The organism is Peptoniphilus sp. SGI.035 (genome assembly GCF_050315115.1).
Classification (GTDB): domain Bacteria; phylum Bacillota; class Clostridia; order Tissierellales; family Peptoniphilaceae; genus Peptoniphilus_A.
Genome location: NZ_JBNPOJ010000021.1, coordinates 1 through 13992, shown reverse-complemented (window position 1 = coordinate 13992; position 13992 = coordinate 1). Strand labels below are relative to the sequence as shown.

Here is a 13992-nt window from a genome sequence, read left to right as displayed (position 1 = left end):
ATTAAGCCTCCTTTCCAACTTCAAGTTCACGTTCTCTAATGATCGTTTTTACTTTTGCTATATCTCTTTTGACATTTTTAATACTTGATGGATTGTCAAGTTGACCAGTAGCCAATCTGAATCTCAAATTAAAAAGTTCATTTTTAAGTTCATTAACCTTATTATTTAAATCTTCGCTAGTCATTTTGCGAATTTCATTAGCCTTCATTTGAGTCACCATCCTTATCTTTCATAACGAATTTAGTTTTCACAGGCAGTTTCATAGATGCAAGTCTCATAGCTTCTCTTGCAACTTCTTCAGAAACACCGCCCATTTCAAATAAAATTCTTCCTGGTTTAACTACTGCAACCCAATACTCTGGAGCACCTTTACCAGAACCCATACGAGTTTCAGCAGGTTTTTCAGTAACAGGTTTGTCTGGGAAAATCTTAATCCAGATATTTCCACCTCTACGAATATATCTTGTCATAGCACGACGTGCCGCTTCTATTTGATTTGAAGTTATCCAACAAGGTTCTAAAGCTTTTATACCATATTCGCCATATGCAAGCTCATTACCACGCATAGCCTTGCCCTTCATTCTGCCTCTGTGAACTTTACGATATTTTACTCTCTTAGGCATCAACATGACTATTCCTCCCTTCTTTAAGACTCTTTATTCTTATTGTCTCTTCTATTGTTTCTGTTAAAATTATTGTTTCTGTTATCGCGTCTTTTGCGATTTCTATTATCTCTATTATCTCTGTTATCTCTAGGTTTTCTTCTTGAATCTTCTTTTAATTCAGGGAGAACTTCGCCCTTATAAAGCCAAACCTTAACGCCAATCTTGCCGTAAGTAGTATCAGCTTCAGCGAAACCGTAGTCGATATCAGCTCTTAATGTTTGAAGAGGAATAGTTCCTTCAGAATAACCTTCAGTTCTTGCCATATCTGCACCGCCTAAACGACCTGATACAGCAGTCTTAATACCAAGAGCTCCTTGACGCATAGTTCTTTGAATTGCTTGTTTCATAGCACGTCTAAATGCAACTCTTCTTTCAAGAGATTCTGCAATGCTTTCAGCAACTATTTGTGCATCTAAATCTTGATTTTTAATCTCCTCAACATTTATTACAACAGATTTATTTGTAAGCTTTTCAATTTCAGCTCTAAGTTCTTCAACTCCAGCTCCTCCACGTCCAATTACCATTCCTGGTTTAGCTGTGTGAATTGAAACTTTAACTCTATTAGCAGCTCTTTCAATTTCAATCTTAGAGATTCCTGCAGTATAAAGTTTTTTCTTGACATATTTTCTAATATTGTTGTCTTCAACTAAAAGATCGGCAAAATTTTTCTTGTCTGCGTACCATTTTGAATCCCAATCTTTAATTATTCCAACACGAAGTCCATGTGGGTTTACTTTTTGGCCCATTCTCTACCTCCTTACTCTCTTTCTGCTACTACAACGCCAATGTGACTTGATCTTTTAAGGATTGGATAAGCCATACCCTTAGCCTTAGGACGAAATCTCTTCATAGTAGGTCCGTCATTAGCGTATGCTTTTTTCACATAAAGATCGTCTCTGTCCAAATTAAGGTTGTTTTCAGCATTAGCTACAGCTGATTTTAGTACCTTATAGAGTTCATGAGCTCCCCTCTTATTAGTAAATTTTAAAATAGAGAGGGCCTCATCAACGCTTTTGCCGCGTATTTCAGCGCAAATATAATTCACCTTAAGAGGTGATATTCTTACATATTTTGCAATTGCTTGTGCTTGCATTATAACCCTCCTTATTTAACTGTTGTGCTCTTTTCGCTCTTGCCGCCGTGGCCTCTATATGTTCTTGTTGGAACAAATTCACCTAATTTATGTCCTACCATGTCTTCAGTAATGTATACTGGCACATGTTTTCTGCCGTCATGAACAGCAATTGTGTGTGATACAAATTCAGGGAAAATAGTTGAGCGACGAGACCAAGTTTTAATTACTTTCTTTTCGTTCTTTTCATTAAGCTCGTCAACCTTCTTTAGAAGGTGTTCATCAGCAAATGGTCCTTTTTTTATTGATCTACTCATTATACCCTCCGATTACTTAGTTCTTCTTCTTACTATATACATATCAGATTTTTTAGATTTCTTTCTAGTCTTAAGTCCTAGAGCTTTCTTGCCCCAAGGAGTCATTGGTGAAGGTCTACCTACTGGAGTTCTACCTTCTCCACCACCATGAGGGTGATCAACAGGGTTCATTGCAGATCCTCTAACATGTGGTCTCTTTCCAAGATATCTGCTCTTACCTGCTTTACCTAGTGTAATAAGTTCGTGAGAAATATTTCCAACTTGTCCAATAGTTGCCTTACATCTTTGATTTATTAATCTAAATTCACCTGAAGGAAGTCTAAGTTGAGCATATTTTCCTTCTTTTGCCATAAGTTGAGCTGATGATCCAGCACTTCTTGCTATTTGACCGCCCTTTCCAGGAGTCATTTCAATGTTGTGAACAGTAGTACCAACTGGGATATCAGCAAGTATTAGTGCGTTACCAACTTTAATATCTGCTTCTGAACCTGATTCGATTACATCCCCAACTTTTAATCCATTAGGTTGGATGATGTATCTCTTTTCACCATCAGCGTAAGATAAAAGTGCAATGTAAGCTGTTCTATATGGATCATATTCAATAGCTACTACTTTTGCAGGAATATTGTCTTTATCTCTCTTTAAATCTATAATTCTATATTTTCTCTTAACTCCGCCGCCTCTATGTCTACTAGTAATTCTACCTTGTGAATTTCTACCGGCAGTTTTTTTGATGCTAACTAAAAGAGATTTTTCAGGTGTCTTCTTAGTAATCTCTTCAAACGTAGCAACAGTCATCTGTCTACGGGCAGGAGTTGTAGGTTTAAATCCTCTAATCGCCATTTTAATACCTCCTACTATCAGATAGAATCAAAAAATTCTATCGGTTCTGAGTCATCAGTAAGCTTAACTATAGCTTTTTTCCATGAAGGACGTCTACCTTGATGAACTCCTTGTCTTTTTAATTTTCCACGCATATTCATTGTATATACTTTTTCAACCTTAACGCCGAAGATTTCTTCAACAGCTTTTCTGATTTCAGGTTTAGTGGCATCCTTTTGCACTTCAAAAGTGTATTTATTTTCTGCCATCATATCCATACTTTGTTCAGTAACTAAAGGTCTTTTAATAATGTCAAATTTATTCATCAGTTAAAAACCTCCTCAACAACATCTAGTGCAGCCTTTGAGATAATAAGATTATCGTATTTTAATAAATCATATACATTAATATCAGTGGCTCTAGATGTTTTTACTCCAGCGATATTTCTTGCAGCCCTTTGAACGTCCTTTTCGTCATCATTAACAACTACAAGCGCTTTTTTTCCTGCTTTAATATCCTTTAAGATGTTTGCAAAGATCTTTGTCTTTGGCTCATCCATTGTGAACTTATCAACAAGAATCATTTCACCATCTTGGAATTTGCTAGTAAGAACTGACTTAAGAGCAACTCTTCTAGCCTTCTTAGGAGTTGTATAAGAATAATCTCTTGGTTTCTTAGCGAAAACAACTCCGCCACCTCTCCATTGAGGTGATCTAATAGAACCTTGTCTTGCACGACCTGTTCCCTTTTGTCTCCAAGGCTTTCTTCCGCCTCCACGCACTTCAGCACGAGTTTTAGCAGAGTGAGTACCTTGTCTTTTATTAGCCAAAATATTTTTAACAACTAAATAAACAGCATGAGTGCTTATAGGAGCATCAAATAGCCCTTCACTTAGTTCGACTTCTTCAACAGGATTTCCCTTAATGTCAATCATTTGAATTTTAGGCATTTCTTAACCTCCCTATCTTATTTAGTCATTTTAACAGTGCTTTTAATTCTTACAGTTCCCTTCTTAGGTCCTGGGATAGCACCCTTAACTAAAATTAAATTTTTATCTGTATCTATTCTAACAATTTCTAAATTTTGAACAGTAACTCTTTCGTTACCCATTTTTCCAGCCATTCTATGGTTTTTGAATACTTTTCCTGGATAAGAAGCAGCACCCATACCACCTGGCATTCTGTGGAATTTAGAACCGTGAGTTTCTCTACCACGGCCAAAGTTATGGCGTTTGATAATACCTGCAGTTCCTTTACCCTTTGAAGTACCAATTACATCAACATGTTCCTCTACTTCAAAAATATCTACCTTTATTTCATCTCCAAGGTTGTAAGAATCTACATCATCAGTTCTAAATTCAGAAAGATGTTTTCTATATCCTACGCCTGCCTTGTCGAAATGTCCCTTCTCAGGTTTGTTAAGTTTTTTTTCTTTAACTTCATGTGTTGCAACTTGGATAGCATTGTATCCATCACTTTCAATTGTTTTCTTTTGCACAACAACATTTGGTTCTACTTCAATAACTGAGACAGGAGTAACATTACCCTCTTCATCAATAATTTGGGTCATGCCAATTTTTTTACCTACTAAATATTTCATGTTGCACCTCCTAGTATTTACAGCGGACTTCTAAATAGAAGTCATATAAAGCAAAGTCTTAAAGTTTAATTTCTATGTCTACACCAGCTGGTAGATTTAACTTCATAAGTGAATCTACAGTTTTTTGTGTAGGATTAAGTATATCAATTAGACGCTTGTGAGTTCTTTGCTCAAATTGTTCTCTTGAATACTTATACTTGTGTACAGCTCTTATAATTGTAATAATTTCCTTTTCTGTTGGAAGAGGAATTGGTCCAGATACTTCTGCACCGCTCTTCTTAGCAGCTTCAACAATTCTTAACGCTGAATTATCAAGTAATTCGTGATCATAAGCTTTAAGTTTAATTCTGATTTTTTGTTTGCCTTTGTTAGACATATTTACCTCCTATTCGCTAAAGCCTTACTTGCGAATGGGGTTATCGATAAACGCACCCTAGTGTATCATAGAGCCCATCTGAAAAAAATAACCCTCGCCCAAGTCCAGCCTGGACTTCTCCGTCATAATTACCTCGAAACTCCTTTTTTTCGGCAAAGTTTCAAGCAACTTATGATTTCATCGCAACATTCTTTTTAAACGCTTAAACATTATATAGTAAATTTAAGCCAATGTAAAGCCATTTTTTAAAGTATTTAAAATTTTTTTGAAAATTTTTTCATTTCTCTCATATAATTTTCGGAGAAACTTTTCCATAATTTTTATTTACTTCAAAAAAAGATGTTGCAAAATAAAATTATCTATTTTACAACATCACTATATTCTTCAATATATAATAATTGGACTATAATTTTTTATTTAGTCATTAAATAATTATATGCACCTAGTGCAGCTGTAGCTCCACTACCTTGTGCTATTACAATTTGTTTAAATGTAGAATTTGTACAATCTCCCGCTGCGTAAATTCCTTCTTTATTAGTTTTTCCAAACTCATCTACTATAATTTCGCCACGAGAATTCTTCTCTACATTGTCAATCCATTCAGTTGTAGGAACAAGTCCAACTTGAATAAAACATCCCTGTGTATCTTCTGTAATCACTTCGCCACTAACTCTATCTTGATAAGTTATTTTCTCTAAAACTTTTTCGCCTTCTAGACTTTGTGTAGCTGCATTAGTAACTACTCTTACATTTTTAAGTTTCTTTAACTTATCTTGTAATATAGAGTCTGCTTTTAATTCTGGTAAGAATTCTAATACTAAAACTTCCTTTGCAATACCTGCCAAGTCAATGGCTGCTTCTATTCCGGAGTTTCCTCCGCCTATGACTGTAACCTTTTTATCCTTAAATAAAGGTCCATCACAATGTGTACAATAAGCTACACCCTTATTTCTAAACTCAATTTCACCAGGAACTCCGATTAATCTCCACTTAGCACCAGTTGCTATAACTATTGTTTTAGCCTTGAGTTCTCCATGATCAGTAATTATTTTAATTGGATTTTCTTCTATTATATTCTCTACATTTACATTATCTATAATGTCCACATTATATTTTTTTACATGTTCTCTAACATCGTCCATGAATTTTGGTCCCTCAGTATATGAAATTCCAGTAATGTTTTCAATAGCTAAGGTTTCCTTAACTTGTCCACCAAATTCCTTAGCAACAAGCCCTGTCTTTATTCCCTTTCTAGCCGCATAGATTGCTGCAGTTGCTCCTGCAGGTCCACCGCCTATTACCAACATATCAAATTCTTCTTTTTCATCTAGCTTTAATTCTTCTTTTTCATCTGTAACTTTATTTAAAATTTCATTAAGAGAAATCTTTCCATTGTAAAATAATTCGCCATTTAGATGGGAGGTTGGTACAGCTAATATTCCTAATTCTTCGACATAATCCTTAAACATAGAGCCATCAATCATAGTATGTTTAATTTTAGGATTAAGTACAGACATTATATTTAAAGCTTGAACAACTTCAGGACAGTTGTGGCAGCTTAAACTTACAATTGTTTGAAAATTAAGCTCTTTATCAATTGCTTTAATTCTATTTATTTGCGACTCTTCAATCTTAGGTGCTCTTCCCCCTACTTGAAGAAGTGCAAGGACAAAGGATTCAAATTCATGTCCCAATGGAATTCCTGCAAAAGTTATTCCTTCAATATTTTCTGAAGATAAAGAAAAACTAGGAGTGTACTTTAATTTTCCTTCTTCTAGTTTTAATTTATCTGATAAAGGCAATAACTCATCTATAAATTCCTTAACATTTTTTGAATTTTCACTTTCATCAAGGCTTACAGTGATTACAACCTCTCTTTCGAGAAGTTGCAAATACTGCTTAACCTGATTTTTTAGATTTGAATCTAACATTAGATTTTACCAACAAGATCTAATCCCGGAGTCAATGTTTCTCCTGTTTCCTTCCATTTAGCAGGACATACTTCGCCAGGATTATTTCTTACAAATTGTGCTGCACGAATCTTATCGTATACTTGACTAGCATCACGGCCAATTCCATCAGCATTAATTTCAACAGTTTGAATTATTCCATCTGGGTCAATAATAAAAGTAGCTCTTTGCGCCAAACCTGGTTCTTCATCAAGTACATCAAAATCTCTTGTAATTGATTTATGTGGATCAGCAAGCATTGTAAATTCTAGTTTAGAAATAGCTTCTGAATGATCGTGCCAAGCTTTGTGAACAAAATGCGTATCAGTTGACATAGAATAAACTTCAACACCTAATTCTTGTAATTTAGCATATTGTTCTTGCATATCCTCAAGTTCCGTAGGACATACAAAAGTAAAATCTGCTGGGTAGAACATTAATACTGTCCATTTACCTTCAAAATCTTTATTTGTAACTTCGATAAACTCCTCTTTCTTTGGATTGTAGCCATTTGTTTTAAACTCTGGGATTTTCTTTCCTATTTGTGACATATTATCCTCCTTTTATTTTAATAATATCTAACTTTTTTCGCGATAATATTGTGATAAATATTATCATTCTCATTATACCCTAGAATTTTTTTTATAAACTACTTTCTTATAAATAAATAACAAAATTTTAACACTTAGTTAATGTACAATTTATTTATTCAATTGCTAAAATCAAAAGCATTTTATACTTTGTTCTAGCCTTGACGCTATGGTTTATATTTTTTGGAAAAACTAATTGATCTCCTACTTTTACTTCATAACTCTTATCATCAACAGTAAGAGTAGCTTCTCCCTCTAAGGGTATTACTAGTGCATCTCCTGGTGCACTATGAGGATTTAAGCCTTCTCCCTTGTCAAAAGCCATTAACATTATCTTTAAATCATTTCTTGAAACTATATCTAAATTTGAAATTCCACCATCAACATAAGATATTGCATCTTTTAATTTTATTACTTCTCCCTTTAATATGTTTTTCATTTCATCATTCTCCTTTTTGTATATAGTTATTTCTAATAAATAACTGTTATTTTCTGCTCGTATGTCAAATAATAAATTTTTTTGAAATATTATACATTCATTAGATTTTAATATTTTTCCACCTATTTTAACTTTTCCATCTAATAAAAAATAGAATTTTTCTTCATTATAGTTTTCTCCGCTAATATCCGTTCCCTTATATAAACTCAATAAAATCAAACTATAATCTTCGCCAATGTTTATCTTTTTCGAGATAGTTTGAGCTTTTTTAATAGGAATCAAAACTTCTGCTTTTAAAGTTTCCCCTTTAACTATATTTTTAATATCTATCACCTGCTATACTCGTGGGAATAATACTTGTGTATCCTTTCCCACTTATTTCTATTTTCTCAATTGATACATTAACTGCAAAAGCATCTCTTATATTTGAAGGATTTAAAATATCTTCTGTATTTCCAATTTTATGTTCTCCATTGTAATTTAGTAAAATACATTTATTAGATATAGACAATGCGTGCTCTGGATAATGAGTATTTATTATTACAATTACTCCTTCTTCTCTAGCTAAATTCTTTATTAAGTCCATTATCACTAACTGATTTTTAAAATCCAATCCACTTTCCGGCTCATCTAATATGATTACCTTGGGTTTCTTCACTAAACTTCTTGCTATCATAATCATTTGCAGTTCTCCGCCACTCATATTATTACAATCCTTATCTTTTAGATGGCAAATACCAATCTTTTTCATAGTTTCTACAGCTCTATTCCTATCTTCCTCTCTGGGCTTCTCAAAAGCACTTAATTCTGTAGCAAGACCTAATAAAACCATTTCTAACCCAGAATAAGAAAATATAAAATGTCTTTTTTGAGGAATATAAGAAATTTCTTTCCAAAGCTCTCTACTTTTCATGCTTGAGATTTTTTTATCCTCTAAAAAACTTTCTCCTTTACTCCAATTTAGAAGACCTATAATACACTTAATTAAAGTTGTCTTCCCAACACCATTGGGACCTAAAACCGAAAGCACATCAGAATTATTAAGTCCAAAATTAATATCTTTTAAAAGATACTCCGATTTATTATATTTAAAATAACCATTTTCAACTTTTAACCTCATCTAAATTGTCCTCCCGTTCTTCTAAGTAAGGCTATAAATATTGGTGCACCAATAATAGCCGTTAAAATAGAAATAGGTAATTCTATTACAGATATAGTTCTCGACAAAGACTCAATCAAAACCATAAAGGCTGCTCCAAAACTTATGCCTATAGGTACTGTGTAAACATTATTAGCTCCTACTATCAGCCTACAAATATGTGGAATAATTAAACCTATCCATCCAATTTGACCACATAGGGATATAGAACTTGCAGTAATAATAGTTGATGCAAATATAAATAATAATCTCGTGTTTTTCACATTTATCCCAAGAGATTTTGCCTCATCTTCTGAGAGAGATAGTATATTTAATCTCCATCTCATTTTATAAATAAAAATCACAGATAAAATTATTAAAGGTCCTGCAAGAAGCAAATTAGCATAGGATGCTCTACTAAAAGAACCCATTAACCAATAAGTTATTTGCGGTAGTTTATCTGTTGGATCAGCTGTATATTTAAGAAGAGAACTTATTGCATTTGCAAACGAAGACACAATTATTCCCGATAATACAAGCATAATAATTGATGAACCAACGCTTTTTACTATTCTAAGTGTTATAAAAATTGATAAAAGCCCTGTCAAAAGTGCTAAGGTTTGAATCCCCATAGTATTTAATGATAATAGTATAGCTATTATTGCTCCAAGACTTGATGCACTTGTAACTCCCAAAATGTCAGGAGTTGCAAGTGGATTTGAAAATAGTGACTGAAAGGTAATTCCAGCGCAAGTAAGTCCAGCTCCAACAATTAATGCTGTTATTATCCTAGGCAGGCGAATATTGATTATTACAGACTCAAGCATAGGATCCAACTTTATATTCATAATATGATTTTTAAATAATTTTAATATATCGAAAATACTTATGCTCATCCTTCCAATAGAAATGGCTATTAATGCACTAAATATAGGAAAAATGAATAATATTATATACACATAAAATTTAATATTCCCATTTTTTATGAAATATTTTTTCATCATATACTAAACATATCCTCAATCTCTTTATCATTAAGATTGTAGTTGTACCATTTTGAATAATATTCTTTGATTATTTTATTTAAATCATAGTCCTTAAAATATTCTGGATAAGTTGATTTTGCAAGCCATGCTAAGACAAGTGGTCCATCTGGATTAGGTGTAAACCAATTCCACATACCGAGTTTTGTATTATAAACTCTTCTATTTTTTACAGAATTTAAATTAGAAAAATCAATTCCTTTAACATTGTTATCGAATACATCTTTTGTTTTGATGTCAAGAAGTCCTGGTCCATCAAGAAATAATATATCTGGATTCCATTCATAAATTTGTTCTACATTTATCTTTGCAAATCCCTTAGCTTCTCCAGCAACATTTTTTACACCAAGTCTTCTTAACCAAAAATCTCCAAATACCCCTTTTCCTGCAACAATTGGTGTTCCTTGTACATATTTCCATAAAATCATAGCACTTGGCCTTTCATTTTCTGGAACTTTTGCAATTCTTTGCTCAACATCTTTCACAATATTATTTCCAGCATCAACAAAATTATCCATTTTGCCCTTTTCTTCAAAAACATCTTCTAAAAGTTTCAACCACTCCACATATCTATTAATTGGGTCAGCAGGTGTTTTTGCACCAACAGTTGCAAAACCAACACAAGGAATACCAGTTTTACTTAATTGCTCGAAATGTTCTTTATTTTGTGCATTGTAAAATATTACATCAGGTTTTAACTTCATTATTTCTTCTATGTTAATATCAGATTGAGCATGAACAGTATTCTCCGCTTTTAATAGCTCAGGTGCCATTTCTTTTAATACAGTATCAGAAATGACCTCTTTTAAAGAGCCGGCATAACCTACAATATAAGGTGCTTTACCTCCATGATAAGCAGTATACGTGGAAAGTATAGGAATTTGATCTATAACAATTCTTTCTATATTGTTAGGAACTTCAACTTCATTACCTGCATGGTCAATTATCTTATGTTTTCCCTCTTTTTTAGCTTCTTTAGTTTCATTTGTAACAACATCTTCTTTATTATTTACCTCACTGGACTCTTCTTTATTACATGAAGAAAAAAGTCCAAGTATTATTGTAAGAACTAAAATTAAACTTAATTTTTTTGTTATTTTTTTCATTTTATATTCCTTTCCTTGCTACTATTCCAATATAACTAATATTAGTATTTTCTGATCTTTTTTTCATTTTTGCTATTCTTTCTTTGAATTCTTCTTTATTTGCATTTTTATAGAAATTGACAGCACCAATGGCACCCTCATCTTCTATTATTGTTTCTTTATCAAGCAATAAAAATCCTCCATGCTTTTGAGCAATAACCTCAAAACCCATTTCTTCTAATAATTTAACCCAGTTAAATTTAGAAAGTGGACAAGCATTTATATTTGCCATTATAGAAACTTTTTTTCTAAGCTCTTCTTCATTTCCTTCAATAGCAACATCGTGTATAATTAATTTTCCACCTGGCTTTAAAACTCTTAAATATTCTTTTAAAGCTAATTTTTTATCATCATCAGAAAGCATTGTAAGCATTGCTTCATTTAAAACTAGATCAAAGGATTCATCTTTAAAATCTAAGTTTGTAGCATTCATTTTTAAAACCTCAACATCATTATTAAATCCTAGAATCTCTAAATTTTCCTTGCAAGTTTCAATAACTCCCTCATCTAAGTCTATTCCAATTATCTTACATTTATATTTATTATATAAACTAATCAAATTATCACCTTGATTACATGCAACCTCTAAAACTTTAGAACAATTATTGATTTCCACTTGTTCTAGTAACCATTTAGTAACAACCCCTCCACCTGGTCGAAGTTTAGTCCTACCTAAAAACTTTAAAAAATCATGTCCCATTGAAATATTTTTTTCTTTTTCCATAAATTCTTCCTCCTATATATTAAATAGTAAATATCCGCCTGCACCAATACTATAAATCATTTGATATTAATTATCAGTTGCAAATGCAACAAATAATATTTTATTTTTACTTTTATTCTCTATAAGGATCCTAGTACAATCTTTATTTTAGATTACTATTTTTAGGGTATATAATTAAATATATGAATATTAAAGGAGGAACTATGAAAATATTATTATTAATGAAAACTGTTCCTGACACAACTAATGCAAAAATCGATCCAGAAACTAATAACCTAATTAGGGATGGAATTAAAACTATAATAAATCCATCAGACCTATGTGGACTTAAATTTGCATTAAATATATCAGAACAAGTAGAAGAAGATGTGCAAATTGACGTTCTAACTATGGGACCACCTTCTGCAGAAAAATTTTTGCGCGACTGCATACAAATGGGCGCAGAAGAGGCTTATTTATTAGAAGGACTTGAGTTTAGAGGCTCTGACACAATAGCAACTTCCTATGCACTTGCAGAAGCGGCAAAATCAATTTGTGATTACGATATAATCTTTACAGGCGACCAAACTACAGACGGCGATACTGGACAAGTAGGTCCACAAATTGCTGAAAGGCTCGGCATGAATCAAGTTACTTATCTATGCGACATAAATTATCGAGATGGCGAATTTGAAGTTAAAAGAAATGTAGGTACAGGCGTTGAAACTGTAAAATTATCTACACCTTTTGTTGCAACAGCCCTAAAGGGTTCTGTGAACAAGCCTTCAAAATTTGCGCTAAATAGAGATGAAATTGCAAAGGAAAAAGAAATTCACGTCTTAACTGCATCTTCCCTTGGACTTGACCTCGACAAACTTGGACAAAAAGGTTCTCTTACAATAGTAAAGGATTTAAGTGCCCCTAGAAAATCAGAAGCAGGAAACATGATTGACACTGGTTCTGCAAGTGGAAATATTAAAGAAGTCATAAAAATTTTAGAAGATAAGAAAATATTAGTGTAGGTGATAAAATGAAAAATGGAAATATTTGGGTAGTAAACGAAACATCAAAAGGTTCACTTTCACTTATTACTAAGGAAACTATGTCCAAGGCAAGAGAACTTTCTGAGGATTTAAATAAAGAACTAATAGCAGTTGAAATTGGATTTAATAACGACGCCATTGCAAGGGAATCAGGGTATTATGGCGCCGATAAAGTAATACAAGTAAATGATGAACTTTTAGAAAATTACAACACCTTAGGCTATGCAAAAGTTTTGGAAGCATTAATGGATAAATACGACCCTGCAATAATAATGTTACCAGCTAGCCACAACGGTCGTGACCTTGCCGGAAGAGTTTCTGCCAATAAAGGCGTTGGACTCGTTGCAGACTGCTCATCAGTTGAACTAACAGAAGATAAAAAAGACATAAAATGGATTAGACCTTCCTTTGACGGAAAATTATTCTGCGACGTAAGAATTTTATCTGAAGTTATGATGGCAACAATTGGAAGAGGAGCTTTTGTGGAAGCAACTCGCGACGAAAGTAAAAATGTTGAAATCATAAAAGAAGAAGCAAAACTTAAGGCAGAAGACATTGCTACAAAGTTTATTGGCTTTGAAAAATCTGACATCAACCCACTACTCGACAAGCTTATGAATTCAAAAATAGTTGTATCAGGTGGATTAGGACTTGGCGGACCAGAAAACTGGCATTTAGTAGAAGAACTTTCCGATGCTCTTGGCGGTGCAGTTGGTGCAACAAAAGCTGCAACAGACCTTGGCTGGTGTGATAAAGACATTCAAGTTGGAGTAACTGGCGTGCAAGTAAAACCAGATCTATACATTGCCCTTGGAATATCTGGAGCAATTCAACATACAAAGGGAATGGAAAACTCTGCGACAATTATTGCAATAAATAAGGATCCAAATGCAGCAATATTTAACATAGCAAGCTATGGAATAGTAGACGATTTATTTAACATAGTTCCAGATTTAATAAAAGAAATTAAAAATAGAAAGTAAGATTTAAAGCCGTGGTCTCCATGGCTTTATTTTATTGTCAAAAAAATATCAGCTCACAAACTATTAAAATGAGCTGATACACAAAACTTTTCACTAAATATTTAATTC

At 33.0% G+C, this 13992-nt stretch carries 19 protein-coding genes; 2 read left to right on the top strand and 17 right to left on the bottom strand.

From position 1 onward, the window contains the following. Position 1 precedes the first annotated feature (1 nt). The 17 genes from rpmC to ACQRC6_RS08410 form a co-directional block, all read right to left on the bottom strand. Positions 2–208, bottom strand: a complete 207-nt coding sequence (gene rpmC / locus ACQRC6_RS08490; protein ID WP_169968847.1) for a 50S ribosomal protein L29 — start codon at positions 206–208, stop codon at positions 2–4. After that, positions 198–629 carry a 50S ribosomal protein L16 gene (rplP, locus tag ACQRC6_RS08485; RefSeq protein WP_075660075.1) on the bottom strand — a complete coding sequence of 144 codons (432 nt, stop codon included), beginning with the start codon at positions 627–629 and terminating at the stop codon, positions 198–200. The genes rpmC and rplP overlap by 11 nt, the downstream gene beginning before the upstream one ends. A gap of 17 nt (positions 630–646) precedes the next feature. Next, on the bottom strand, positions 647–1411 hold the full coding sequence (rpsC, locus tag ACQRC6_RS08480) for a 30S ribosomal protein S3 (RefSeq protein ID WP_169968849.1): 765 nt from the start codon (positions 1409–1411) through the stop codon (positions 647–649). Between the two features lie 11 nt (positions 1412–1422). Next, on the bottom strand, positions 1423–1758 hold the full coding sequence (gene rplV / locus ACQRC6_RS08475) for a 50S ribosomal protein L22 (protein ID WP_019107918.1): 336 nt from the start codon (positions 1756–1758) through the stop codon (positions 1423–1425). Between the two features lie 11 nt (positions 1759–1769). Continuing rightward, on the bottom strand, positions 1770–2054 hold the full coding sequence (gene rpsS, locus ACQRC6_RS08470; RefSeq protein ID WP_019107919.1) for a 30S ribosomal protein S19: 285 nt from the start codon (positions 2052–2054) through the stop codon (positions 1770–1772). A gap of 12 nt (positions 2055–2066) precedes the next feature. Then, positions 2067–2897: a 50S ribosomal protein L2 gene (rplB, locus tag ACQRC6_RS08465; protein WP_293557334.1), complete on the bottom strand. Its 831-nt coding sequence runs from the start codon at positions 2895–2897 to the stop codon at positions 2067–2069. Between the two features lie 17 nt (positions 2898–2914). Further along, entirely contained in the window at positions 2915–3202 is a 288-nt protein-coding gene (gene rplW, locus ACQRC6_RS08460) for a 50S ribosomal protein L23 (protein ID WP_293557333.1), read from the bottom strand. Next, on the bottom strand, positions 3202–3825 hold the full coding sequence (gene rplD, locus ACQRC6_RS08455) for a 50S ribosomal protein L4 (protein ID WP_075660071.1): 624 nt from the start codon (positions 3823–3825) through the stop codon (positions 3202–3204). Before rplD ends, rplW begins: the two co-directional genes overlap by 1 nt. A 17-nt stretch (positions 3826–3842) precedes the next feature. After that, entirely contained in the window at positions 3843–4475 is a 633-nt protein-coding gene (gene rplC / locus ACQRC6_RS08450; RefSeq protein WP_075660070.1) for a 50S ribosomal protein L3, read from the bottom strand. A gap of 58 nt (positions 4476–4533) precedes the next feature. Continuing rightward, positions 4534–4851 carry a 30S ribosomal protein S10 gene (gene rpsJ / locus ACQRC6_RS08445; protein ID WP_293557331.1) on the bottom strand — a complete coding sequence of 106 codons (318 nt, stop codon included), beginning with the start codon at positions 4849–4851 and terminating at the stop codon, positions 4534–4536. 413 nt (positions 4852–5264) lie between these two features. Beyond that, on the bottom strand, positions 5265–6782 hold the full coding sequence (gene ahpF, locus ACQRC6_RS08440; protein WP_427848550.1) for an alkyl hydroperoxide reductase subunit F: 1518 nt from the start codon (positions 6780–6782) through the stop codon (positions 5265–5267). Further along, on the bottom strand, positions 6782–7351 hold the full coding sequence (ahpC, locus tag ACQRC6_RS08435; protein ID WP_427848549.1) for an alkyl hydroperoxide reductase subunit C: 570 nt from the start codon (positions 7349–7351) through the stop codon (positions 6782–6784). The genes ahpF and ahpC overlap by 1 nt, the downstream gene beginning before the upstream one ends. A gap of 154 nt (positions 7352–7505) precedes the next feature. Then, positions 7506–8162, bottom strand: a complete 657-nt coding sequence (locus ACQRC6_RS08430; protein WP_427848548.1) for a cupin domain-containing protein — start codon at positions 8160–8162, stop codon at positions 7506–7508. Further along, positions 8149–8949: an ABC transporter ATP-binding protein gene (locus tag ACQRC6_RS08425; protein ID WP_427848547.1), complete on the bottom strand. Its 801-nt coding sequence runs from the start codon at positions 8947–8949 to the stop codon at positions 8149–8151. The genes ACQRC6_RS08430 and ACQRC6_RS08425 overlap by 14 nt, the downstream gene beginning before the upstream one ends. After that, complete coding sequence (locus ACQRC6_RS08420; protein WP_427848555.1) at positions 8946–9968, bottom strand: FecCD family ABC transporter permease; 1023 nt, start codon at positions 9966–9968, stop codon at positions 8946–8948. Before ACQRC6_RS08420 ends, ACQRC6_RS08425 begins: the two co-directional genes overlap by 4 nt. Continuing rightward, the gene (locus ACQRC6_RS08415) at positions 9968–11116 is read right to left on the bottom strand and encodes an ABC transporter substrate-binding protein (protein WP_427848546.1); all 1149 of its coding nucleotides are present in this window, start codon (positions 11114–11116) and stop codon (positions 9968–9970) included. Before ACQRC6_RS08415 ends, ACQRC6_RS08420 begins: the two co-directional genes overlap by 1 nt. Before the next feature lies 1 nt (position 11117). Then, positions 11118–11879 (bottom strand): class I SAM-dependent methyltransferase, encoded by a 762-nt coding sequence (locus tag ACQRC6_RS08410; protein WP_427848545.1) that lies wholly within the window; start codon positions 11877–11879, stop codon positions 11118–11120. A 203-nt stretch (positions 11880–12082) separates the two neighbouring features. On the opposite strand from ACQRC6_RS08410, the gene ACQRC6_RS08405 reads away from it, so the two are divergent. Both ACQRC6_RS08405 and ACQRC6_RS08400 read left to right on the top strand, forming a co-directional pair. After that, complete coding sequence (locus ACQRC6_RS08405; protein WP_427848544.1) at positions 12083–12880, top strand: electron transfer flavoprotein subunit beta/FixA family protein; 798 nt, start codon at positions 12083–12085, stop codon at positions 12878–12880. Between the two features lie 8 nt (positions 12881–12888). After that, positions 12889–13884, top strand: coding sequence for an electron transfer flavoprotein subunit alpha/FixB family protein (locus tag ACQRC6_RS08400; RefSeq protein ID WP_427848543.1), 996 nt, complete (start codon positions 12889–12891; stop codon positions 13882–13884). Positions 13885–13992 lie beyond the last annotated feature (108 nt).

Bases quoted from the DNA above. Each gene is read 5' to 3' on its own strand.
- ACQRC6_RS08420 (WP_427848555.1), bottom strand. From the start codon at position 9,968: ATGAAAAAATATTTCATAAAAAATGGGAATATTAAATTTTATGTGTAT.
- ACQRC6_RS08405 (WP_427848544.1), top strand. From the start codon at position 12,083: ATGAAAATATTATTATTAATGAAAACTGTTCCTGACACAACTAATGCA.
- rplB (WP_293557334.1), bottom strand. From the start codon at position 2,897: ATGGCGATTAGAGGATTTAAACCTACAACTCCTGCCCGTAGACAGATG.
- rplP (WP_075660075.1), bottom strand. From the start codon at position 629: ATGTTGATGCCTAAGAGAGTAAAATATCGTAAAGTTCACAGAGGCAGA.
- rpmC (WP_169968847.1), bottom strand. From the start codon at position 208: ATGAAGGCTAATGAAATTCGCAAAATGACTAGCGAAGATTTAAATAAT.
- ACQRC6_RS08425 (WP_427848547.1), bottom strand. From the start codon at position 8,949: ATGAGGTTAAAAGTTGAAAATGGTTATTTTAAATATAATAAATCGGAG.
- rpsS (WP_019107919.1), bottom strand. From the start codon at position 2,054: ATGAGTAGATCAATAAAAAAAGGACCATTTGCTGATGAACACCTTCTA.
- rplD (WP_075660071.1), bottom strand. From the start codon at position 3,825: ATGCCTAAAATTCAAATGATTGACATTAAGGGAAATCCTGTTGAAGAA.
- ACQRC6_RS08400 (WP_427848543.1), top strand. From the start codon at position 12,889: ATGAAAAATGGAAATATTTGGGTAGTAAACGAAACATCAAAAGGTTCA.
- ACQRC6_RS08410 (WP_427848545.1), bottom strand. From the start codon at position 11,879: ATGGAAAAAGAAAAAAATATTTCAATGGGACATGATTTTTTAAAGTTT.
- rpsJ (WP_293557331.1), bottom strand. From the start codon at position 4,851: ATGTCTAACAAAGGCAAACAAAAAATCAGAATTAAACTTAAAGCTTAT.
- rpsC (WP_169968849.1), bottom strand. From the start codon at position 1,411: ATGGGCCAAAAAGTAAACCCACATGGACTTCGTGTTGGAATAATTAAA.
- rplV (WP_019107918.1), bottom strand. From the start codon at position 1,758: ATGCAAGCACAAGCAATTGCAAAATATGTAAGAATATCACCTCTTAAG.
- rplC (WP_075660070.1), bottom strand. From the start codon at position 4,475: ATGAAATATTTAGTAGGTAAAAAAATTGGCATGACCCAAATTATTGAT.
- ahpF (WP_427848550.1), bottom strand. From the start codon at position 6,782: ATGTTAGATTCAAATCTAAAAAATCAGGTTAAGCAGTATTTGCAACTT.
- rplW (WP_293557333.1), bottom strand. From the start codon at position 3,202: ATGAATAAATTTGACATTATTAAAAGACCTTTAGTTACTGAACAAAGT.
- ahpC (WP_427848549.1), bottom strand. From the start codon at position 7,351: ATGTCACAAATAGGAAAGAAAATCCCAGAGTTTAAAACAAATGGCTAC.
- ACQRC6_RS08415 (WP_427848546.1), bottom strand. From the start codon at position 11,116: ATGAAAAAAATAACAAAAAAATTAAGTTTAATTTTAGTTCTTACAATA.